Here is a 21,972-nt window from a genome sequence, read left to right as displayed (position 1 = left end):
CTCCCTATTCTCTATAATATTCCTAAAAACTCTTATGAAAATTATACCATAAAATTATGTAATTTTTATATAAATAAATTTAATTTGATAATTAATACTTATTTAAGATAGAATAATTATAAAGTATTAATTTAGAATGGGGTGTATTAAATGATTTCAAGCAAGCTAGTATCTCTATTTATAAAAAATAGTGATGACATTAGTAATGACAAAGTTAGAAACTCCTATGGACTACTAGCAGGTATTATTGGAATAATTATTAATATTATTTTATTTGTAATAAAGTTATCAGTTGGACTTCTATCAAGTAGTATTGCGATAATGGCTGATGCCTTCAACAATCTGTCTGACGCAGCATCTTCTGTAATAACTATAGTTGGATTTATTATGAGTTCAAAACCTGCTGATGCTGAACATCCATTTGGTCATGGAAGAATGGAGTACATATCTGCTCTTATTGTAGCTTTTATGGTAATGCTAGTAGGTGTACAATTTATAAAATCCTCTGTTGAGAGAATATTAAATCCTGAACCAGTTGTTTTTGAACTAATTCCATTTCTACTTCTATTAGCTTCTATAGCTTTTAAGTTATGGTTATCTAGCTTTAATAAGCTTATTGGAAATAAAATAAATTCTACTGCTCTAAAAGCTACTGCTGTAGATGCACTTGGTGATGTGGTTACTACAACAGTTGTTGTGTTCTCTTTTTTAGTGTCAAAATTTATAACCTTCCCTATAGATGGTTATATAGGAGTAGTAGTTGCATTAGCTATACTTTACTCTGGTTTTTCCTTAGTTAAAGAAACTATAACTCCACTTTTAGGAGCACCTGCTGATCCTGCCCTAGTAAAAGATATAGAAGATAGGGTTTTATCTTATCAGTACATAACTGGAGTACACGATTTAGTCATTCACAACTATGGACCTGGTAAAACCATGGCTTCTATACATGCTGAAATACCTAGCGATATAAATATCATGAAAATTCATGATATAATAGATACTGCTGAGAGAGAAATATCTGAGAAACTTAAAATTTATTTAGTTATTCACATGGATCCTATTTGTATAGAGACAGAAGAAATAGCTGCTACAAAAGTTGATGTAGACATTATAATCAGTTCCTACCCAATGATAAAATCTATTCATGATTTTAGGATAGTTGGTGAAGGAGATAAGAAAAATTTAATTTTTGACGTAGTAGTCAACTATCATCTGTTAAAAAAACAGACTACTGAAGATGATTTGAAAAATAATATTATTAATGCTATCAAAGAAAAACATCCTCATTATAACTGTATAATTACAATAGATCATGATTATAATGAATAAAGAAAAACCCTCTTTAGAAATAAAAATCTAAAGAGGGTTTAAATTATTTTTTGAAGTAATCTCCAAGTATTATTTTATTAGCGACATCTAAAGTTTCTTTTAGATGCTTTTCTTCTTCTTCATTCTTTGGAGTACCAATTATTTCTCCTGAATTAAGCACAGTAGTATCTCTATTAGTGTTAACTAAAACTCTCCCCATAGTCGTCTTTCCAAACTTTTCTCTATCTACTCCTAGTAAATAAGAGATTGTTGGTAGCATATCAACTTGCCCTCCATTAGCTTTAATTTCTTCTCCTTTAAGAGAAGGATTATAAATTATATATGGAATTTTCATGTCAACCTTTTTCCACCAGTCACCTTCTAGTTTAATATCTTGTATTTTATCATTATAGAATTTGTGTATACCAGTGTGATCTCCATAAAGCATTATAACTGAGTTATTAAGCATCCCTTGTGCTTCTAACTGTTTTAAGAATTTTCCTACAACCTCATCTACATATCTTACACTTTGAAAGTATCCACCTAAAAGAGTTTCATCTAATTCTTTAGGAAGCTTTAGATATTTTTTATCTTCAGGTATCTCAAAAGGTCCATGGCTTGTCAATGTAACCATATATCCATAGAATGGGCTTTTCAAGCCCTTTAGCTTCTCGCCTACTTGTCTTAAATAAGATTCATCAGAAAGACCTAATCCTATTACCTCATCAACATTAAAATAAGAAATATCCAAAATATTTTCAAATCCTAAACTGCCTTTATGAGCTTCTGCCCAGTTCCAATTTCCAGGAACTTCAGGATGAGTAGACATTGTTGTATATCCTTTATCCTTTAATATATTAGGTAAAGTTGTGTAGCTTCTAGCTGTATAATCAAAAAATGTACTTCCATTTCTTATAGGAAAAACTGATGTATTAACCATCAAATCAGCATCTGAACTAGTTCCTGAGTTGTTTTGTTCATGAATATTTGAGAAATAAAGTGAATTCCCTAACATCTTATTTAAATTAGGAGTCAAATCCTGATCATAAATCTTTTGTCCTATAACAAAGTTCTCCAACGACTCTACTTGTATAGCTATAAGATTTTTTCCTTCAAGCATTCCCTTATATTCATTATCTGCTATATTTTCATTATTAAAATTAAGCCAATCTTCTATTTTTGATTTATCTTCGCTAGTTAAATTAATATCTTTAACTTCTTTTAAATATTTATAAACATCATACCCATGATATCCTAGTGGACTCATATTAGACATGCTTTGAAATGGTGCCCAACAAGTTCTAAAAAGCATCTTATCCCCATTTGTTTTATCATAAAAATCAATTGAATAGTGAGCATAAACTATATAACTACTACTTAGGGTTAATAACAATACAAACGCAACTACATTTCTTTTAAGTTCTTTATACTCTATTGAACTTTTCAAGAAAATTACTACAAGAATTATTATATCTACTAAAAATAACATGTCCACAGCTCTAAAATTTAATAAACTTTTTCCTAGTGGATTAAATGTTTCTGGATATAATAGGTGTCTTATAGATAAAAAAGTTCCATTAGCCCTATAATACCAAATATCAAACATAAAAAATAATGAAATAAATAAATCTATAATTAAATTGAAGCCAACTTTTGCTTTTCCTTTAAATAAATATGAAAAACTTATTATCACAATAGGTATAACTAAATGTGCTAATATATCAGGAGTTCCAAAATACATAGTCTTAAAATTTATAGAAGCAGATCCTACTGTCCTAAGCATAGAAAGATATATAGCACTTTTTAAAATAATAATAATATACGTAATTAAAGCAATAAAATCTACATATGTACCAATTTTTCTTTGTTTCATCTAATTTCCCTCCATAAAAATACTCAACATCTATTATACAATAGTCTTTATAAAAAAATAGTGAAATTATTATTAATCTTATTTGTAATATTTTATAATTTTTGATATATTTATTATTAATGAATATATCTCGTATTACTTAAGGGGGATTTTTATGATTTGTCCAAGATGTGGAAAAGAATATGATAATACTTTAGATTGTCCGTACTGTTCATCATTTAATAGTACAGAAGCCTATAATGAAAGTTATAATTATAATTCGTCTGAAATAACCGATAAGGATTTAGAATTATTTGTTGGATATAAGAAATCAGCTTATTATTTAACTAAATGGTATAATATGAAGATGGCTGCTTCTTCAGTTTCTTGGAACTGGCCGGCCTTTTTCTTTAGTTCAATATGGATGCTTTATAGAAAAATGTATGCTTATGGTTTCGCCTTACTTGCAGGTAACCTACTTCTAAATGTTATACTTAAAGATACACCTTTTGACAGTATCTTTGGCATTGCTATTTCTATAGCTTCCGGGGTTTTAGGAAATAAAATATATAATATTCATGTTACCAAGAAAATTACTGAAATCAAGGCGGTATCATCAGATTCAGAAATGGCATCTAGAAGAATAGCTTATTCAGGTGGAGTTAATATTGCAATACCAATTATATTCGGAATACTAGCTGCATTTCTTGTATTACTTATTATACTTGGAGTTATACTAGCTGCTTCTAGCCTTAATGGATTTTCTTATTAAATAAAAAAAGAGTTGTTGCACTAGGTAATTCGTGCACAACTCTTTTTTTATAACAAACCATTCCTTTTATAGGACCTTTGATAAAAAGTCCTTTGTTCTATCATTTTGGGGATTAGAGAAAATTTCTTCTGGTGTACCTTGTTCCACCACATTTCCTCCATCCATAAATAAAATTCTATCTCCAACTTCTCTTGCAAAGCCCATTTCATGTGTTACTACAACCATTGTCATACCTTCACTTGCTAGAGATTTCATAACTGCCAAAACTTCTCCAACCATCTCTGGATCTAATGCAGATGTAGGTTCATCAAATAACATTACATCAGGTCCCATAGCTAAAGCTCTTGCTATAGCTATTCTTTGTTTCTGTCCACCTGAAAGTGATGCCGGATAAGCATTTGCTTTATCTTCAAGACCTACTCTTTTCAAAAGGTTCATTGCTATTTTAACAGCCTCATCTTTAGTTAAGCCTTTTACTTTAATCGGGGACAAAGTTATATTATCTAAAACAGTTTTATGTGGGAAAAGGTTAAAACTTTGAAAAACCATACCCATCTTCTGTCTTATCTTATTAATATCTGTTTTTTTATCAGTTAAATTATTACCTTCAAAAATTATTTCACCATCTGTAGGCTCTTCAAGAAGGTTAAGACATCTTAAAAAGGTAGATTTCCCTGAACCAGAAGGACCTATAACTACTACAACTTCACCCTTCTTTATATGTTCATTTACTCCCTTTAAAACTTCATTTTGTCCAAAATATTTGTGTAAATTATTAACGTGAATCACTTGCCTTTAACCTCCTCTCTACAACACCCATAATTCTTGTTAAAATAAATGTTATAACAAAATATATAAGCGCTGCTACTATTAATGGTTCAAAAGGTATAAAGGATGCTGCTCTTACAGTCCCTGTATTATACATAAGTTCCGCTACTCCAATTACAGAAACCATTGATGATTCCTTTATAATAGAAATAAATTCATTTCCTAATGCTGGCAGAATATTTTTAAAAGCCTGAGGAATAATTATTTCTCTCATAGCTAATCCTTCTTTCATGCCAAGACTTCTTGCAGCTTCCATCTGCCCTCTATCTATAGCTTGAATTCCCGCTCTAATTATTTCAGCAACATAAGCTCCAGAATTCAATGAAAGAGCAATTATACCAGTCATTATATCTGGTAAATCTACACCTGTTACTAAAGGTAATCCTATATAAATGATCCAAATTTGAATTAATAGAGGTGTTCCTCTAACAAACTCAATGTATGTTACTGCTATTGCTTTTAAAACCTTAAACTTAGATAACTTCATAAGGCTTAAAACCAATCCAAGTATTGTTCCGATTATTACAGCAGATAATGCTAATATTAATGTAGTTTTAGTTCCAACTACAAAATAATTGCTATATTTTGATAAAAAATCAAAATTAAATTTCAAGACTCTACCCCCGTCTAGCTAATACTATTCTCCCATTGCTGAATTTGCATCTTCAAAGAACTTAGTTAAGCTTCCATCTTTCTCTAATCTATCTAAGGTTTTATTTATAGCTGCTTGTAAATCTGATTCACCTTTAGTCATAGCTATTGCATATCCACCAACTTCATCTGCAACTGTTACTTTAGATAAAGCTAAACCTGGATTGTTTTTAACATAAGCTTCTGCAACTGGTTGCTCTAATAAAACAGCATCAATTTTTCCATTCTTTAAATTCATTACAACATCGCCTGTTTTTTCTAAAGCATTAACATTAGGACTAGTTACTTTTGCATTAACTAATTCTTCTTGTACAGTTCCTTTTTGTACTCCTATTTTCTTTCCACTTAAATCTTCAATTTTAGCATATTTATCTTTGTTTGCTTCTTGAACTACAAATACGTTATCTGTTTTATAGTACATACTAGAAAAATCTACTGCACCTTTTCTTTCTTCAGTTGGAGTCATTCCAGATAAAATTACATCTAACTTTTTACCTTGAAGAGCTCCTAATAATCCGTCAAATCCCATTTCTTTTATCTCTAACTCAACGCCTAAATCTTTAGCTATTTCTTTAGCTATCTCTACATCCATTCCAACTACATTTCCTTTTGTATCTTTTGATTCAAATGGTGGAAAGTCTGGTGAAGTTCCCATTACTAGCTTTTTATTAGCTTTTATTTGATCTAGTGCACTTTTACTTTGTTCTTCTTTCTTACCACAAGCCATTAACCCCATAGCCATAACGCCTACTAAACTAGCTGCTACAATCTTACTAACTATTCCTTTTTTCATTTATAAATTTCCCCCTTAATTAAAAGCAATCTTCTTTATTTTTTATAAGGATAATTATACAACCTAACTTTATAAATATGCAATAACTTTTTTATAATTTTTTTATAAAAATATTTAACATTTTTCTTAATTTCTAGCATAGACTTTTACTACTATTTTATCTGATTTATAGCTACTAATCTATGAAGTGCCCTCGTGCTCATAATATATTTAATTAAATCTTCTTTTTCTTCTGTGCTTTCATCAACAATAATAACTCCATCAAACTCTAAACCTTTAGCATAATATGATGGTATTACAACAATTCCACCTTTATATATGATGTCCTCTCTATTGAAAACAACTAAATTATTTTTCTCTTTAAGCTGATTTCCAAGCTCTTTTATACCTTGTGATGTTCTCTTAATAATAGCAATACTATCTATTCCACTATTTTTCATATCTTCTATTGAGTCATTAATTATTTCTACTATCTCTTCTTTTCTAACACTATACTCTTTAACCTCATCACCTTTTCTTACTAATGGAACTATCTTATCTTCTTTTAAATACCTATTAGCGTATTCCATAATATCTTGAGTAGATCTATAACTTTTATTTAACTTAAATTCTTTTACATCACCAAATACAGTATTTAAATTTAGCATAGCTGGAGTTTCTTCAACTTTTATTAATCTTTGATTTGAATCTCCTAATATAGTAAAGTTATTACACCCAATATATTCTTTTATCGCTTTGAATTGTAATAAAGAGTAGTCTTGAGATTCGTCGATTACTATATGTTTAATATCTCCTTTATATTTAATTCCCCACAGTTTCACCATTAAGTATAAAATTGGAGCTATATCTAAATGAGTTAAATCCTTATTCCCATTTATTTTATTATAAAACTCTACAGGATCTTCAGGATTTATCCATTCCTCTAAATTTTTTCTTGTATTCATAAGTTCTCTAACAATTTCTCTTATTCCATTTTTTCTTCTAAACTCTATATTTACTTCTTCCAAAAACAACTCATCTTTAGATAAATTATTTTTATATTCTTCTATTTCCTTATTTAACTGCCATACTTTTTCATCTCTTTTATTTTTAACCTTAGACATTATTACTCTTTTAACTTTTTCGCTTCTTTTAAATAAAGGCATATATTTAAAATCTTCAGAAATTAACTTGTGTATGTCTTCTTTTTTATATACTACTTCATTAAAATAATAAACATCTTGATATTTAAAGTATTCCTTTTCTGACTTCTCTATTATGTCGTCTACAAAGTGCATAAATTTCTCTGAAGACTTATATTTTATCTCTTCTAAAAAATACTTATCTTCATTTAGTACTTTTTCAATAAAGTCTTGGAATTCCATCACTTTAATATCACCCAGTTCATTAAGTGCAAAATTTAAGAAGGTATCTTGTATAACACCAACCTCACCTAAGCTAGGTAATACTTGAGAAATATACTCCATAAATATAAAATTAGGGCCTAATATTAAAACTTTTCCCTCTAATTGTTTTCTAAAATTATATAATAAGTACGCAACTCTATGCAGTGCGATAGTTGTCTTTCCACTTCCAGCTACCCCATCTACAAGGATGTTATTACTTCTATCCATTCTTATAATTTCATCTTGTTCTTGTTGGATTGTCATTATTATATCCTGAAGTTTACTGTCAGAATTAGAGCTTAAAACCATTTGTAATATATCATCTTTAACATCTACAGCTGAATCAAATATCCCTTTTAATTCACCTTTTTTTACTATTATCTGTCTTCTACCTAATATATCAGTATCTATTTCTCCCATTGGAGCCTTATATACCGCTTTCCCTAGTGTTCCATTATAAAATAAAGATGCTATTGGTGCTCTCCAGTCTATAACTACTGCCTCAAGTTCAACTTCACTAGTAACTCCAAATCTACCTATATACATTGTCTCTGGATATTGTTCATCCTCTTCTATAAATGTAATCCTCCCAAAGTATGGGGATTCTTGCAAAATAGTAAGTTCTCTTAACTTTCTATCTATACTTTTATAAGCCTCTTCTTTTGCATATCTTTCATGATCAAAAAATTCTATAACAGCATCTTCATCATCTCTATATTCTTCTACAAACTTTTTTCTATATTCTAATATATAGTCTGTAATTGCTTTTCTCTTTGCAATTCCTAACAGAATTTCTTTTTTTATAATTTCTAATGTTTCATCTAACTTTCTTTTTTCAACTAAAAATTCTACTTGTTTTTCTTTATCAAGGTTTAATAGTTTATCTTCCATAATAACATCCTTTCCTAATAGCGACATAAAAGAGTTTCCTAAGGAAACTCTTTTATTATCTTAATTATCATCACTAGACTTTATCTCATCACTTTCAACATCAGTTTTGATTTCAATAAATTCTATCTTCTCTTCTTTATCCTCTTCTGTTTTAACTGAATTATCTATACTATTTATAGATTTTGCATATACAGCTTTTTTAGCCTTTTCTCTATCTTGTCTCTCTTTATCTTTTTCTTCCTTTATGGCTCTTAGTTCTGGATATTTTTCAAATATAAACTCCATAAACTCGTCACCCATTAAAGTTTCTTTTTCTAAAAGAGCATTTGATATATCAGAAAGTAATTCTTTATTATTTTCAAGAAGTTCTATAGCTTTTTTATGGCAAGCTTTTATGATTTTTAAAGTTTCTTCATCAACTCTAGTTAAGGTTTGTTCAGAACAGTTAGCTACACTTCTTCCATCTAGATATCTGTTTCTAACATTTTCTAAAGCCATCATATCAAAAGTTTCAGTCATTCCATACATTGATACCATACTTCTTGCAGATTGAGTTGCCCTCTCTATATCATTTGAAGCTCCAGTAGATATTATATTAAATTCTACTTCTTCAGCAGCTCTACCACCAAGCATAACTGCTATTTGATCTAACATCTCATCTTTAGATACAAGATATTTTTCCTCTTCTGGAAGCTGCATGGTGTATCCTAATGCACCCATAGTTCTTGGTACTATAGTTATTTTATGAACTGGATCGGTATTTTTTAGTAAGGCTGCAACTAGAGCATGCCCAACTTCATGGAAGGCAACAATCTTTTTCTCCATAGGAGAAAGAATTCTGTCTTTCTTTTCCTTACCAGCTATAATAACTTCAACAGCTTCTTCTAAGTCTTCTTGACTAACAACTGTTCTCTTGTGTTTTACTGCTCTTAAAGCAGCTTCATTAACAATATTTGCAAGGTCTGCTCCTACTGCTCCTGGAGTGGATTTTGCAATAGCTTCTATATTAACATCGCTAGATAGTTTTACATCTTTTGAATGTACCCTAAGGATTGATTCCCTGCCTATTAAGTCTGGTCTATCAACTATTACTCTTCTATCAAATCTTCCTGGTCTTAATAAAGCCTTATCTAAAATCTCAGGTCTATTAGTTGCAGCAAGTATAACTACACCTTTTGAGGAATCAAAACCATCCATTTCAGCAAGAAGCTGATTTAATGTCTGCTCTCTTTCATCATTTCCACTTATATTTCCTTCTCTACTTTTACCAATAGCATCAATTTCATCTATAAATATTATACAAGGTGCTTTTTCTTCTGCTTGCCTAAACAAATCTCTTACTCTAGAAGCTCCCATTCCTACAAACATTTCAACAAAATCTGAACCTGATAAAGAAAAGAATGGTACTTTTGCTTCACCTGCTACAGCTTTAGCTAATAAAGTTTTACCTGTTCCTGGAGGTCCAACTAGTAATGCTCCTTTAGGTAATCTAGCACCTATTTGTGTATATCTTTCTGGCTTATGTAAAAAATCAACTATTTCTTTTAAAGATTCTTTAGCTTCTTCCTGTCCAGCTACATTTTCAAAGGTTATTCCAGTTTCATCCTCGGCATACAGTTTAGCTGTATTTTTCCCAAAGGACATAACTCCTCCACCCATCTTTTTATCCATTTTGCCAAACATAAGTCTAGATAAAAAGAATAATAATATAAATGGTCCAACCCAATATAATAGTAAGTCTAATATAGGAAATGCCTCAGGTTGCTTTCCTTCATAATCTACTCCAGCCGAATCCAATTCTTCTATTAATTTATCATCATTAAGTGGTATAACATAAACACTCTTTCCGTAGTATTCACTATCTTTAGTAGGCGTAATCGTAATTATGTTATCTGCAATCACTATTTTTTCTATTTGCTTCTCACTAATCATTTCTTTAAATTCATTATACTTAAGTTTTTTTGTCATTAACGCACTTTTAGAGTAATTTATAGCTACAACAAAAACTAAAGCTATAACCCCATAGATAACGTATTTTAACATCTTATTATTTTTAAACATAAAACATTTCACCTCTTTTTCATTCGTCTACTTTAACATTCCTACTCTATTAAATGGAAATACCCTTACTTGCGCTTTTCCTTTAATTTCATGTCCATCGATATATGGATTTGCCCAATATCTAGCATCAGCAGAATTTGCCCTATTATCTCCTAAGAAGAAATACTTTCCTTCTGGAACAGTAAAACTACCATTATATATTGATGGATTCTTTACATATTCCTCACTAGTTTCATCACCATTTATATATACTTTTCCTTCTTTTATTTCTACTTTATCATTAGGTAAAGCTATTAATCTCTTAATTAAAGTATCCCCAAGTTCATTAGAATAAAAAACTATTATATCTCCTCTTTGTAACTTTTCTAAATTATATACTTTTGTTACAAATAGCTGATCCCCTTTTTCTAATGTTGGTTTCATTGATTCACTTGGTATATATACTTTAAATAAAAGAAATTTATTTATTATTAATGTAGCAATTAAAGCTAGTACTACAGGTAATATCCAATCAAATAAAAATCCTTTCATCCCAGATACCTTTTTTGTCTCTTCTTCTTTAATATTTTCTTCAACATCTTTGACTTCACTAACATTGTCTTCGTTAATATTCTCTTGCATTTACTCCTCCCACATACCTTCCATTAGTTTTTTAATCTCATCTTTTCTCTTAATTGTAGCCTCTTCATCTACATAATATCCATCTTCTCTTTTTAATATAACCTTACCTTCTTTAACAATACCAAAAATATTTGTCAATTCTATATCAACCATCTCTTTTTTTTCAGTTTCGCATACAGCATATCTACCTTCAATCCTATCAACTATATAGATTGATGACATTTTTCCTCCTCCTTAAAAGGTTCTCTTTAATTATATCATATTTTAAAAAGTTTTAATGTATGAGTTTTATTTTACCTCTTATAAACAGAAAAAGCTATATAGTTTTATAAATTTTTTGAAAATTAAAAGACGACTAAGTCGTCTTTTATTAATTATATTTCATTTCTAATTAAATCTTCATAGGTTTCTCTTTTACAAATCAATTTTTCAGTGTTATTTTGAACCATAACTACTGCAGCTCTTGGAGTCTTATTGTAATTATTTGACATTGAATATCCGTATGCTCCAGTTGACAATATTGCTAGTATATCTCCACTATTAACCTTCTGCATTTCAATAGAATTTAAAAGTATATCTCCTGATTCACAGCATTTCCCTGCAATAGCTACTCTTTCTCTATAATCACTTATTACATTGTTAGCCACTAAACATTCATACTCAGCTCTATATAATGATGGTCTTATATTATCTGTCATACCACCATCAACAGATACATACTTTCTAATTCCAGGAATCTCTTTTATGGAACCAACAGTATAAATAGTAGTTCCAGCATTACCTACTATGGATCTTCCTGGTTCTATAGTAATTATAGGTCTATCTATATTTAAGTCTTCACATACCTTATCTACTTTATCTAATATGGCTTTGCAATAATCACCAGTTTCTTTAGGACTATCTCCATCAGTATAGAATATACCAAAACCGCCGCCTAAATCTAACTCTGGCACAACATATCCTGTTTCTTGTTTGATTTTATATATTAGATTTAACATTATTTCAGCTGCATCCTCATAAGGTTCAATATCGAAAATTTGTGATCCAATATGGCAATGTACTCCACAAAGTTCAACATTTTGTAGATCTATAGCTTTTCTTACTGCATCCATGATTATATTTCCAACTGGTGCAAAACCAAATTTAGAATCGATTTGACCTGTTTTTATATATTCATGAGTATGTGCTTCTATTCCAGGAGTTATTCTTAGATATATTTTTTGCACCTTATTATTTTCTTTAGCTATTCTATCTACTTGTTCCATTTCATAAAGATTGTCTACAACAAATCTTCCAACCCCATAACTTACACCTAAATTAATTTCATCTATAGTTTTATTATTTCCATGAAAATATATTTTTTCTAAAGGAAACCCTGCTCTCTTTGCAGTAAACAGTTCTCCACCAGATACAACATCAAGATATAAGTTTTCCTCCATAACTAATCTACACATATCTAAAGTTAAAAATGCTTTTCCTGCATAAGCTACTCTATTGCCCCTAGCTTCGCATTGAAACTCATTATAATAATCTCTACAATTTGAGCGTATAAGCTCCTCATCCATTATATATAAAGGAGTTCCATATTTTGCTGCTAATGCGCTTGTATTTATTCCTCCGATTGTCAAATGATTGTTTTCTACTTTCATGCTACCAAATAATTTCATTTTTAATTCCCCCTTATTTATTTACCCCAAAAACAAAAGTCACAGAAAAATCTGTGACGGATAGAGTCTCAATATAGGTTCTTGTAAAAGGCAACTATAAATGAATCACCATTGATAATATTACAATCAGCCTACCTTGTAGCTCTCCACATAACGTGACAGTCAGGCACATATTATGTACATGACCAGAGATAAATCCTGCCGGTATTACCTCTTCGGCTGTTGTTCCTTTCTCTAGACATCTTAGCTTGCCGGCTCAATCTAAATACTATTAACTAACAGCACCTCTACCCTAGGTATATATATTCTATATATACTATTCAACTTATTGATACAATGATATCATATTAAATATATTTGTCAACACTTTTTTATGAATTTCTGTACTTATCCATTAAGTCACTCATAATATCGCCACCTAATGGAGGTGTATAAGTTATAGCATTGGCACCAGCTAGTATTGTTTCTCTGATACTTTCTTCTGTAGGTCCTCCTGTTGCTATAACTGGAAATTCAGGATATTGGTCCTTTATTCTCTTTACTATAGCTGCAGTATCTTTACCACCTGATACGTTTAGTATAGTGGCTCCTGACTCTATTCTTTCCTCTATGTTTTCATTTTCAGAAACCATAGTAACTATAACAGGTATATCAATAGTGTTTCTAATTTTTTTAATTATTTCATTTGATGTTGGAGCGTTTACTACTACTCCCATAGCACCTTTAAACTCTGCATCAAGAGCTAAGTTTACTACTCTTTTCCCTTGAGTTATTCCCCCACCTACACCACAAAAAACAGGCACATCTGCTGCCATAACTAATGCTTGAGTTATTAATGGTTGAGGAGTGAAGGGATATACAGCTATAATTGCATCTGCATTGGTGTTTCTTATTATAGCAACATCAGTTGTAAATAGTAACGACTTAATTCTTTTCCCAAATATCTTTATTCCACTACAATTTCTTATAATAGTAGGTACTTCAATTACATGGTTTCTTAGTATGCCTTTTATTTCTGGTACAAATTTAGATTCTTTTATCGACATATGTTTTCCCTCCACAAAGTATTATAAATATATTATAATACTTATAAATATACTAATAAATGGTTTCAACTTCAATTTTATAAATTTTATTTTAAGGGGGTATATATGACCGCAACAAAAAAATTAATAAAAAACTATCTTTATTATTTTCTTCTTTATGGATTGATGATCATAATCCCACTGATTTCTACAGAACTTAATATACTTTATTTAGGATTAAAAAATATTCTAACTACTCCAGATATCCTTCTGACCGACTATTTCGCTATAGGTGGAATTGGAGCTACCTTCATAAATGTTGGGTTGACTGGTTTATCAATGATAGCTCTTTTAATACGCATTGGAGTAAAGCCAAATGGTTCTACTATAATGTCTTTATGGCTAACTACTGGATTTTCGTTTTTTGGAAAAAACATAATAAATATATGGCCAATTATTATAGGGGTTTGGCTATTCTCTAAATACAAAAAAGAACCTTTTCTTAATTATATATTAATAGCTTTACTTGGTACAACATTATCACCTACTGTAACTCAACTGAGTTTCACTAGTCAATTTTCTTTTATTGAAGGTTATGTACTTGGATTTTTATTAGGAATATGTATTGGATTTATTTTACCTCCTATTTCATCCTATTGTTTAAGACTTCACCAAGGATTTAATTTATATAATTTAGGGTTCTCTGGAGGCCTTTTGGCAATGTTTATAATGTCAATTTATAGATCTTTGGGAATAGACTTTGAAAGCAACCTGATTTTATTTCATGATAGCCACAAATTTTTATCTATAATTGTGATAATTATATGCATATCATTACTACTAATATCATTAACAGGTAATAATAAATATAATATAGTAAACTCCCTAAGGTTAATAAATAAATCTTCTGGAAGACTTGTAAGTGATTATTTTTTGATGTATGGAAATCGTGTATATGCAAATATGGGTATCATGGGGTTGATATCTTTAATTATAGTATTTATACTAGGAGGAGAGTTAAATGGCCCTTTGATGGGTGCAATTTTTACAATAATAGGATTTTCAGCTTTTGGTAAACATCCCAAAAACACATTACCCGTTATTTTAGGTGCAACCCTATCAGCTTCTATTAATATACTTGATGTGAACTCACCTCAAATGTTGATTTCTATACTATTTTCTACTTGTTTAGCTCCAATAGCCGGTAACTTTGGTTTCATATATGGAGTAATAGCTGGATTTTTACACGTATTTTTAGTTACTAATATAGGCTATGTCCACGGAGGATTAAATTTATATAACAATGGCCTGTCAGGAGGTTTTGTTTGTGTAATTATGCTTCCTCTTATACATGCATTTAAAAAGGAGAATGTAAATGAAAAACACTATTGATAAAAGTATAAAAATGTTAAGTGAGCTAACTGCTTATTTTTATAAATTAGGAGCCACTTCTTTAGATATTGAGACCTGCAATGAAAACAGCATAAAAATAAAAATCAGCGGCAAAACAGATACCTTTACCTCTTCTGATTTAGAAGATATAAATAGAGTTTTAAGTGTTCCTAGATTACATGAAATTGAAGAATATTATTGGGAATTAAATGGTGATTTTCACTCTTCCTCAGAACTTTCGTTATTAGGAATGATGATAGATCATTTTGAAATAAATTATAAAAACAACCTTTTAACTATATCTGTAGAAAGATATAATTAGAAATAAGCAGATAAACATGGTTTTATCTGCTTATTTCACAAGTAAAAGCTTTAGTTCCCTTATATCCTATCTCTTTAAGAACCTTTTTAACTACTTTTTTACCTACTTCATCTTCGCTCATTTCACATAAAGCATCCTCTATTTTGCTCCAATCAATCCATTCAACTTCTGATGATTTATTAATTTCTCCACTTTTATATTTAGCCATATAAGTTAACATCAATAAATCCTTATCTTTAACAAAATCACTGCCTAAATACTTTATCTCTTCAATTTCTATACCAGTTTCCTCTTTAACTTCCCTATATACAGTGTCTTCAACAGTTTCATTAGTTCCAACATAACCAGAAACTAGTACCTTTGAATTTTTAAAAATGTAACTTTGCTTTAATAATAGTATTTCATCGTCCTTAACCACAGCTATTACTGCGCATGGTTTAGGAGTATCAAAAAACATCATATCATCACTACTACAATAAGGAACCCCACCTTCATCCCAGCTATCTCTTATCTCTAACTTTTTCCCACACAATGGACAAAATTTAAACTTCATTTTTTGTTCCTCCCCATCAAACTAGAACTTCCTCACTGGAGTAAGTTCGAAAAACTAAATCAAAGATTTAGATTCTCACTTTCACTTCATTAAAAATACTTATAGAGTCTTCGGTAACCCTACAGTTATATGCAAATATATCTACACCATTTTCTTTTGCAAATTTAACCGCTTTGCCAAAGTTCTCATCCATTTCATAATTAGGTCTAAAATTATTTACTTCTTCTAATTGAATTAAGAAAAGTATTCCAGCACCCTTTCCTTGTTTTTTAGCTTCCACTAATTCTAATACATGTTTTGTTCCTCTTTCAGTTGGAGCATCTGGAAACCTTGCTTCACCACTAAATTCTAAAGTAACTCCTTTAACTTCTAAGTAGTACTCTTCTCCAAAATCATTACTTAACTTAAAATCAAATCTACTTTTCCCAAATGTTTTTTCTCTCTCAATTAAATTATACACTTTTAGTGAAGGTATGACACCATTTTCTAACGCCTCTCGTACTACTTTATTTGGTACCTGTGAATCTATGCTGATTAATTTATCTTCTTTATAAACAGCCATTAAGTCATACCTTGTTTTTCTACTAGGATTTAACTCTTCTCTAAGTATAACCGTAGCTCCTTCTTTAAGAATTTCTCTACATCTTCCTGTATTAGGAACATGTACAACCTCCTCTTTACCATCAACTAATACATGTGCATTAAATCTATTTGGCCTTTTTATAAACTTTGCCCTTTTAATATTATTTTTAAATATCATTTATTTACCGCCTTTTATTATTATCAACATAATCCACAATACTTTTCCACAGCTCTGTGGATAGTTTTTTCTTCTATTACTTAAAAATAGCATCTACTTATCTTAGATAAATAGATGGCTATTATGACATTTTATTTATTATACTTTTTCAAAACATCCTCAATTTCCTCTATAGGAATAGGTTTAGAAATATAATAACCTTGAATTAAATCACAGTTATTATTAATCAAATATCTATACTGCTCCTCAGATTCTACCCCTTCAGCTACAACTTCTAAATTCATTTGATGCGCTAGCTTTATTATTGTACCTACTATAGCATTATCATCTTTTTCATTACATAGTTCATCTACAAAAAGTTTATCAATTTTTAAGGTATCAAATGGGATATCTTTTAGATAAGTAAGGGATGAATATCCTTTTCCAAAATCATCTAAAGATATTTTTACACCGATCTTCTTTAATTCATTAATTTTAGATATATTTGTTTCTATGGATTCCATTAAAATTGACTCTGTTATCTCTATGTTAATATATCTAGGGTCAACTCCACTTCTTTTTATGATATCATTAACCATATCAATAAAATCTTTTTGAACCAATTGTATTACAGATACATTTACTGCTACACTTATATTTTTTTCGCCTTTATTATGCAAGCTTTTAATAAAATAGCATGCATTCTCTAACACCCATTTTCCTATAGGTATTATCAATCCAGTTTTTTCAGCTATACCTATAAATTTAAATGGTGATACAAGTCCTAAGTTTGGATTATTCCATCTAATAAGTGCTTCAAATCCATCTATCCTAGAGTCATATGGATTATATTTAGGCTGATAATGTAATATAAACTCATTGTTCTCAAGAGCTGTTCTTAGATTATCTTCCATAATAACCATTTCCACTATATCATCATTCATCCATTGTTCAAAAAATACATAATTTCTTTTCCCCGACTCTTTAGCCTTGTACATTGCAGTATCAGCATTCTTAAATAATTCTTCAAAGCTATCGCCATCCTTAGAATATAATGCAGCCCCAAAGCTTGCAGAAGTAATAATATTTATACCATTTATAACTATACTATTTCTTAGCTCCTCTAACATATTATTAAGATATGACTCAACACTCTGCTTTTCATAAACGTTAGTAATTAAAATTAAAAATTCATCTCCCCCTAGTCTAGCAACAATATCTGATTCTTTGGTACATTTTTTAATTCTATTAGCTATTTCTATTAATAGCTTATCCCCTATAGTATGTCCAAAAGAATCATTAATATTTTTAAAATTATCTAAATCCATAAATATTAGTGCATTGCTATCTGATCTGGTTATAACTTCATTAAAATTATTTACGAACTGAGTTCTATTAGCTAATCCAGTAAGATTATCAAAAAAAGCCATTTGTTTTATTTTTTCTTCATGTATCTTTTTATCATGTATGTCAGAGTGAGAACCAACGATTCTAAAAGGTTTTCCATTATTATCCCTCATAGATTTTCCTCTAGCATGAATCCATTTATATTCTCCGCTACTAGTAAGTATCCTATAACTACATGAAAAACTATCAGTACAACCACTTGCTATTTCTTCAATTGAATTTTTAGCTATATAATAATCCTCAGGGTGTACAAGCTCAAACCACTTATCCATATCTACAGTTTTTTCAATAGGTAATTCAAAGATCTTATGCCATCTTTCAGAAAAATATCTCTCACCTGTCTCTAGATTTATTTCCCATATACCATCATTAGTGGTCTCAAAAATAAGCCTGTACATTTCTTCATTTTTCTGAATAACTTCTTTATTTTCCTCAAGCTGCTCATATTGAGTTCTAAGTTCTTCATCTGATGCTGCCAGTTCTTCATATAATGCCGATAATTCATAGTTATTCTTCATTAATTTTTTCTCAGCTTTTTTACGACTTATAATATTTATAAGCATAATAAAAACCAGTGATAATAAAAGCAATATTATAGAAATAACTATCCATATTAACTTCTTATATGTTTTATACATACTAGGCTTTTCATTTATTATAATACTTCCAGCTGGCAAATCCTTTTCAGATATGTCATACATCTGCATTACATTATAATCATATATACTTTCAGTAGAATATTCCGAATTTAATGGAATATCATCTGCTTTTTCTCCACTTAATATTCTAGCTGCCATCTTCCCAGCATCCTTACCATGTCCTTCTGCTGTTAGGAGACTTCCTCCCAAAGTTCCATATCCTAAATTCATCTCATAAAGTTGAAATATAGGTCTATGAATTTTTGAACTTAAAAGCTTCGTCATATTTTCAACATCTAAAGTTTTTTCATTTATATCTCTTGTATACGACGAGAGCAGCACTATACTATCTTTATCTATTTCTGGCAAGGTATTATCTAAATCATCTATGGCTATATTGTTTAATTGCACTAAATTTATATTTCTGCCTATTTCATTTAATGCATTTTTTACTTCATTAAAAGACCCTATTCCAGTTTCTGTATTATCATGTATTAAATAGATATTTTTTGCCTTTGGAACTATATTAAGTGCTGCTTCTATAGTTCCTTTAGGATCTATACTTTCAAATATCCCTGTAATGTTATCCTGCCCCTTTATCATATGTCTAGCAACATCTTCATACACTCCTGAAAAAATAACTGGCACATCTTTAAACAGTTCATTTCTGTTATTAATTACAAATTCAAGTGCAGAATCATCCGTAGTTATTATTTCATCTATATCCATTTTGCCATACTTATATTTTATAAGTTCTTTAAATAATTCTACATTACGTTCCTCGGGATAGTTCTTCCAATCCATATATTCTATATGAATATTAACCTCCGGTACATAATCTTTTATTTGCTCTACTATCCCGTCTACTTCATTATTAGTCCATGAATAGGCTGAATCATATGAGTTTAGAATTAATACTCTTTTATCTTTAATTTCTTGTGAGTGTACAGTTTCAGGATATATTAATAAATTTAATAAGAATGTAATAACCATTATCTCTTTAATAAATGTTTTAATGTACCTTTTATTTTTACATAAATATCTGTCCCTAAACACCCTATCACCCCACCAAAAATGTCTTTTTATTCTTTTTCTACAAATTTCTTTATTAACATTATAATATATTGGAAAACCATTGTCTATTAAGGATAGTTATTTAAGTCATTTAAATATTTAGTATATAAATTTTCAACACAAAAAACCACTCTTTAATGAGTGGTATAAATTCTTATTAATAAAATTATTACATATATATAAACTCCTTATATCTGCAGCTATAGGGAGTTATATAGATTATGGTGACCCCTAGGGGAATCGAACCCCTGTTACCACCGTGAGAGGGTGGTGTCTTGACCGCTTGACCAAGGGGCCATAAAATTTGGCGACTTCCTACTCTCCCACACAGTCTCCCGTGCAGTACCATCGGCGTAATAAAGCTTAACAATCCTGTTCGGAATGGGAAGGTGTGTTACCTTTATGCCATTATCACCAAATATAAGCAGACATTCAAAATTTCACATTTTGTATGGTCGCTTATCCTAACAGCTACGCTGAAAGGACTTAGGAAAGAATTTTGTTCTTTCAAAATTGCACATAAGTGAGGGTCTAAATCTATGACTTAGTTCCCCGAACTTACTCATTAGCTTTAGCTAAGGAGTTTTCTTTAATAATAATATTATATATTCCAGTTAACTTTTGGTCAAGCCCTCGATCTATTAGTATGAGTCAGCTAAATATGTTACCACACTTACACCCCTCACCTATCAACCTTGTGTTCTTCAAGGGATCTTACTAGATTACTCTATGGGAAATCTTATCTTGAGGTGGGCTTCACGCTTAGATGCCTTCAGCGTTTATCCCTTCCCGACTTAGCTACCCAGCTATGCTCCTGGCGGAACAACTGGTACACCAGAGGTCAGTCCATCCCGGTCCTCTCGTACTAAGGACAGCTCCTCTCAAATTTCCTACGCCCGCGACGGATAGGGACCGAACTGTCTCACGACGTTCTGAACCCAGCTCGCGTGCCGCTTTAATGGGCGAACAGCCCAACCCTTGGGACCTACTTCAGCCCCAGGATGCGACGAGCCGACATCGAGGTGCCAAACCTCCCCGTCGATGTGGACTCTTGGGGGAGATCAGCCTGTTATCCCCGAGGTAGCTTTTATCCGTTGAGCGATGGCCCTCCCACGAGGTACCACCGGATCACTAAGTCCGACTTTCGTCCCTGCTCCACTTGTAGGTGTCGCAGTCAGGCTCCCTTCTGCCTTTGCACTCTTCGAAGGATTTCCGACCCTTCTGAGGGAACCTTTGAGCGCCTCCGTTACTTTTTCGGAGGCGACCGCCCCAGTCAAACTGCCCATCTAACAATGTCCTGTCACCAGATTCATGGTGTCCAGTTAGAATTCCAGTACTATCAGGGTGGTATCCCAAGGTTGACTCCACTAAAGCTGACGCCCTAGTTTCCCAGTCTCCCACCTATCCTGTACAGACAATACCGAAACTCAATGCTAAACTACAGTAAAGCTCTACGGGGTCTTTCCGTCCAATCGCGGGTAGCAAGCATCTTCACTTGCACTACAACTTCGCCGGATTTGCAGTTGAGACAGTGCCCAAATCATTACGCCATTCGTGCGGGTCGGAACTTACCCGACAAGGAATTTCGCTACCTTAGGACCGTTATAGTTACGGCCGCCGTTTACTGGGGCTTAAGTTCACACCTTCGCTTGCGCTAAGTGTTCCCCTTAACCTTCCAGCACCGGGCAGGCGTCAGCCCCTATACATCAGCTTTCGCTTTAGCAGAGACCTGTGTTTTTGCTAAACAGTTGCTTGGGCCTATTCTCTGCGACCTACTCTCGTAGGCACCCCTTCTCCCGAAGTTACGGGGTCAATTTGCCGAGTTCCTTAACTGCAATTCTTCCGCCGGCCTTAGGATTCTCTCCTCACCTACCTGTGTCGGTTTGCGGTACGGGCACTACTTTTCTCCCTAGACGCTTTTCTTGGCAGCGTGGAATCATGTACTTCATCCATAAATGGACTTCCCCATCACACCTCAGAATTGTTAAGA

At 31.3% G+C, this 21,972-nt stretch carries 17 protein-coding genes, 1 tRNA gene, 1 rRNA gene, 1 riboswitch and 1 other annotated feature (1 of these 21 cut by a window edge); of the genes, 4 read left to right on the top strand and 15 right to left on the bottom strand.

Translation table 11 applies throughout. The features are described from left to right. Positions 1-150: 150 nt before the first annotated feature. Positions 151-1,332: a cation diffusion facilitator family transporter gene (locus tag L1S49_RS09025; protein WP_238903731.1), complete on the top strand. Its 1,182-nt coding sequence runs from the start codon at positions 151-153 to the stop codon at positions 1,330-1,332. Between the two features lie 43 nt (positions 1,333-1,375). On the opposite strand, the gene L1S49_RS09020 is transcribed toward L1S49_RS09025, so the two are convergent. Next, positions 1,376-3,184, bottom strand: a complete 1,809-nt coding sequence (locus tag L1S49_RS09020; protein ID WP_238903729.1) for an LTA synthase family protein — start codon at positions 3,182-3,184, stop codon at positions 1,376-1,378. A gap of 154 nt (positions 3,185-3,338) precedes the next feature. Between L1S49_RS09020 and L1S49_RS09015 the strand changes: the two genes are divergently transcribed. Beyond that, positions 3,339-3,935: a DUF2628 domain-containing protein gene (locus L1S49_RS09015; protein WP_238903726.1), complete on the top strand. Its 597-nt coding sequence runs from the start codon at positions 3,339-3,341 to the stop codon at positions 3,933-3,935. Positions 3,936-4,001: 66 nt separating this feature from the next. Here the strand turns inward: L1S49_RS09015 and L1S49_RS09010 are convergent, their stop codons facing one another. The 9 genes from L1S49_RS09010 to L1S49_RS08970 all read right to left on the bottom strand — a co-directional run bounded on the left by L1S49_RS09010 (position 4,002) and on the right by L1S49_RS08970 (position 13,878). Then, on the bottom strand, positions 4,002-4,724 hold the full coding sequence (locus L1S49_RS09010; RefSeq protein ID WP_021803176.1) for an amino acid ABC transporter ATP-binding protein: 723 nt from the start codon (positions 4,722-4,724) through the stop codon (positions 4,002-4,004). Further along, positions 4,711-5,376 carry an amino acid ABC transporter permease gene (locus L1S49_RS09005; protein WP_073020592.1) on the bottom strand — a complete coding sequence of 222 codons (666 nt, stop codon included), beginning with the start codon at positions 5,374-5,376 and terminating at the stop codon, positions 4,711-4,713. The genes L1S49_RS09010 and L1S49_RS09005 overlap by 14 nt, the downstream gene beginning before the upstream one ends. Before the next feature lie 24 nt (positions 5,377-5,400). After that, a complete protein-coding gene (locus L1S49_RS09000) occupies positions 5,401-6,207 on the bottom strand; it encodes a transporter substrate-binding domain-containing protein (RefSeq protein WP_238903723.1) in 807 nt (268 codons plus the stop codon). A 152-nt stretch (positions 6,208-6,359) separates the two neighbouring features. After that, entirely contained in the window at positions 6,360-8,510 is a 2,151-nt protein-coding gene (locus L1S49_RS08995; RefSeq protein ID WP_238903721.1) for a UvrD-helicase domain-containing protein, read from the bottom strand. Between the two features lie 33 nt (positions 8,511-8,543). Beyond that, positions 8,544-10,544: an ATP-dependent zinc metalloprotease FtsH gene (gene ftsH / locus L1S49_RS08990; RefSeq protein WP_238903719.1), complete on the bottom strand. Its 2,001-nt coding sequence runs from the start codon at positions 10,542-10,544 to the stop codon at positions 8,544-8,546. A gap of 27 nt (positions 10,545-10,571) precedes the next feature. Then, positions 10,572-11,165, bottom strand: coding sequence for a signal peptidase I (gene lepB / locus L1S49_RS08985; protein WP_238903717.1), 594 nt, complete (start codon positions 11,163-11,165; stop codon positions 10,572-10,574). Beyond that, positions 11,166-11,387 carry a DUF3006 domain-containing protein gene (locus L1S49_RS08980; RefSeq protein ID WP_073020587.1) on the bottom strand — a complete coding sequence of 74 codons (222 nt, stop codon included), beginning with the start codon at positions 11,385-11,387 and terminating at the stop codon, positions 11,166-11,168. A 152-nt stretch (positions 11,388-11,539) separates the two neighbouring features. After that, positions 11,540-12,832: a diaminopimelate decarboxylase gene (gene lysA, locus L1S49_RS08975; RefSeq protein WP_238903715.1), complete on the bottom strand. Its 1,293-nt coding sequence runs from the start codon at positions 12,830-12,832 to the stop codon at positions 11,540-11,542. Positions 12,833-12,963: 131 nt separating this feature from the next. Next, positions 12,964-13,130: riboswitch (Lysine riboswitch) on the bottom strand. A gap of 73 nt (positions 13,131-13,203) precedes the next feature. Next, positions 13,204-13,878, bottom strand: coding sequence for a hydrolase (locus L1S49_RS08970; protein WP_073020582.1), 675 nt, complete (start codon positions 13,876-13,878; stop codon positions 13,204-13,206). Between the two features lie 105 nt (positions 13,879-13,983). On the opposite strand from L1S49_RS08970, the gene L1S49_RS08965 reads away from it, so the two are divergent. Beyond that, complete coding sequence (locus L1S49_RS08965) at positions 13,984-15,249, top strand: DUF1576 domain-containing protein (protein WP_238903713.1); 1,266 nt, start codon at positions 13,984-13,986, stop codon at positions 15,247-15,249. Beyond that, positions 15,233-15,571: a hypothetical protein gene (locus L1S49_RS08960; RefSeq protein ID WP_238903711.1), complete on the top strand. Its 339-nt coding sequence runs from the start codon at positions 15,233-15,235 to the stop codon at positions 15,569-15,571. The genes L1S49_RS08965 and L1S49_RS08960 overlap by 17 nt, the downstream gene beginning before the upstream one ends. A 22-nt stretch (positions 15,572-15,593) precedes the next feature. Here L1S49_RS08960 and L1S49_RS08955 read toward each other — a convergent pair whose 3' ends face one another. From L1S49_RS08955 to rrf, 5 genes are all read right to left on the bottom strand, one after another. Beyond that, complete coding sequence (locus L1S49_RS08955; protein ID WP_021803187.1) at positions 15,594-16,124, bottom strand: NUDIX domain-containing protein; 531 nt, start codon at positions 16,122-16,124, stop codon at positions 15,594-15,596. Between the two features lie 67 nt (positions 16,125-16,191). After that, positions 16,192-16,884 (bottom strand): DNA/RNA nuclease SfsA, encoded by a 693-nt coding sequence (gene sfsA / locus L1S49_RS08950; RefSeq protein ID WP_238903709.1) that lies wholly within the window; start codon positions 16,882-16,884, stop codon positions 16,192-16,194. 131 nt (positions 16,885-17,015) lie between these two features. After that, positions 17,016-19,964, bottom strand: a complete 2,949-nt coding sequence (locus tag L1S49_RS08945) for an ABC transporter substrate binding protein (protein ID WP_238903707.1) — start codon at positions 19,962-19,964, stop codon at positions 17,016-17,018. Positions 19,965-20,204: 240 nt separating this feature from the next. Continuing rightward, positions 20,205-20,279 (bottom strand) — tRNA-Glu (locus L1S49_RS08940). 5 nt (positions 20,280-20,284) lie between these two features. Beyond that, positions 20,285-20,401, bottom strand: a 5S ribosomal RNA gene (rrf, locus tag L1S49_RS08935). A 202-nt stretch (positions 20,402-20,603) separates the two neighbouring features. Next, positions 20,604-21,972: a sequence feature (mutual gap in cmsearch alignment for this rRNA model is longer than 100), on the bottom strand; it runs 1,543 nt beyond the window's last position.

This window comes from Clostridium sp. YIM B02506 (assembly GCF_022324845.1).
Classification (GTDB): domain Bacteria; phylum Bacillota; class Clostridia; order Clostridiales; family Clostridiaceae; genus Clostridium_T; species Clostridium_T intestinale.
The sequence above is the reverse complement of the archived record's forward strand: the minus strand, read 5'-3'. Positions and strand labels throughout refer to the sequence as shown.

Excerpts from the sequence above, each read along its gene's own strand:
- L1S49_RS09025 (WP_238903731.1), top strand. The coding sequence starts at position 151 with ATGATTTCAAGCAAGCTAGTATCTCTATTTATAAAAAATAGTGATGAC.
- L1S49_RS08970 (WP_073020582.1), bottom strand. The coding sequence starts at position 13,878 with ATGTCGATAAAAGAATCTAAATTTGTACCAGAAATAAAAGGCATACTA.
- sfsA (WP_238903709.1), bottom strand. The coding sequence starts at position 16,884 with ATGATATTTAAAAATAATATTAAAAGGGCAAAGTTTATAAAAAGGCCA.
- L1S49_RS08980 (WP_073020587.1), bottom strand. The coding sequence starts at position 11,387 with ATGTCATCAATCTATATAGTTGATAGGATTGAAGGTAGATATGCTGTA.
- ftsH (WP_238903719.1), bottom strand. The coding sequence starts at position 10,544 with ATGTTTAAAAATAATAAGATGTTAAAATACGTTATCTATGGGGTTATA.
- lepB (WP_238903717.1), bottom strand. The coding sequence starts at position 11,165 with ATGCAAGAGAATATTAACGAAGACAATGTTAGTGAAGTCAAAGATGTT.
- lysA (WP_238903715.1), bottom strand. The coding sequence starts at position 12,832 with ATGAAATTATTTGGTAGCATGAAAGTAGAAAACAATCATTTGACAATC.
- L1S49_RS09000 (WP_238903723.1), bottom strand. The coding sequence starts at position 6,207 with ATGAAAAAAGGAATAGTTAGTAAGATTGTAGCAGCTAGTTTAGTAGGC.
- L1S49_RS08960 (WP_238903711.1), top strand. The coding sequence starts at position 15,233 with ATGAAAAACACTATTGATAAAAGTATAAAAATGTTAAGTGAGCTAACT.
- L1S49_RS08995 (WP_238903721.1), bottom strand. The coding sequence starts at position 8,510 with ATGTCGCTATTAGGAAAGGATGTTATTATGGAAGATAAACTATTAAAC.
- L1S49_RS09015 (WP_238903726.1), top strand. The coding sequence starts at position 3,339 with ATGATTTGTCCAAGATGTGGAAAAGAATATGATAATACTTTAGATTGT.
- L1S49_RS08965 (WP_238903713.1), top strand. The coding sequence starts at position 13,984 with ATGACCGCAACAAAAAAATTAATAAAAAACTATCTTTATTATTTTCTT.
- L1S49_RS08955 (WP_021803187.1), bottom strand. The coding sequence starts at position 16,124 with ATGAAGTTTAAATTTTGTCCATTGTGTGGGAAAAAGTTAGAGATAAGA.
- L1S49_RS09020 (WP_238903729.1), bottom strand. The coding sequence starts at position 3,184 with ATGAAACAAAGAAAAATTGGTACATATGTAGATTTTATTGCTTTAATT.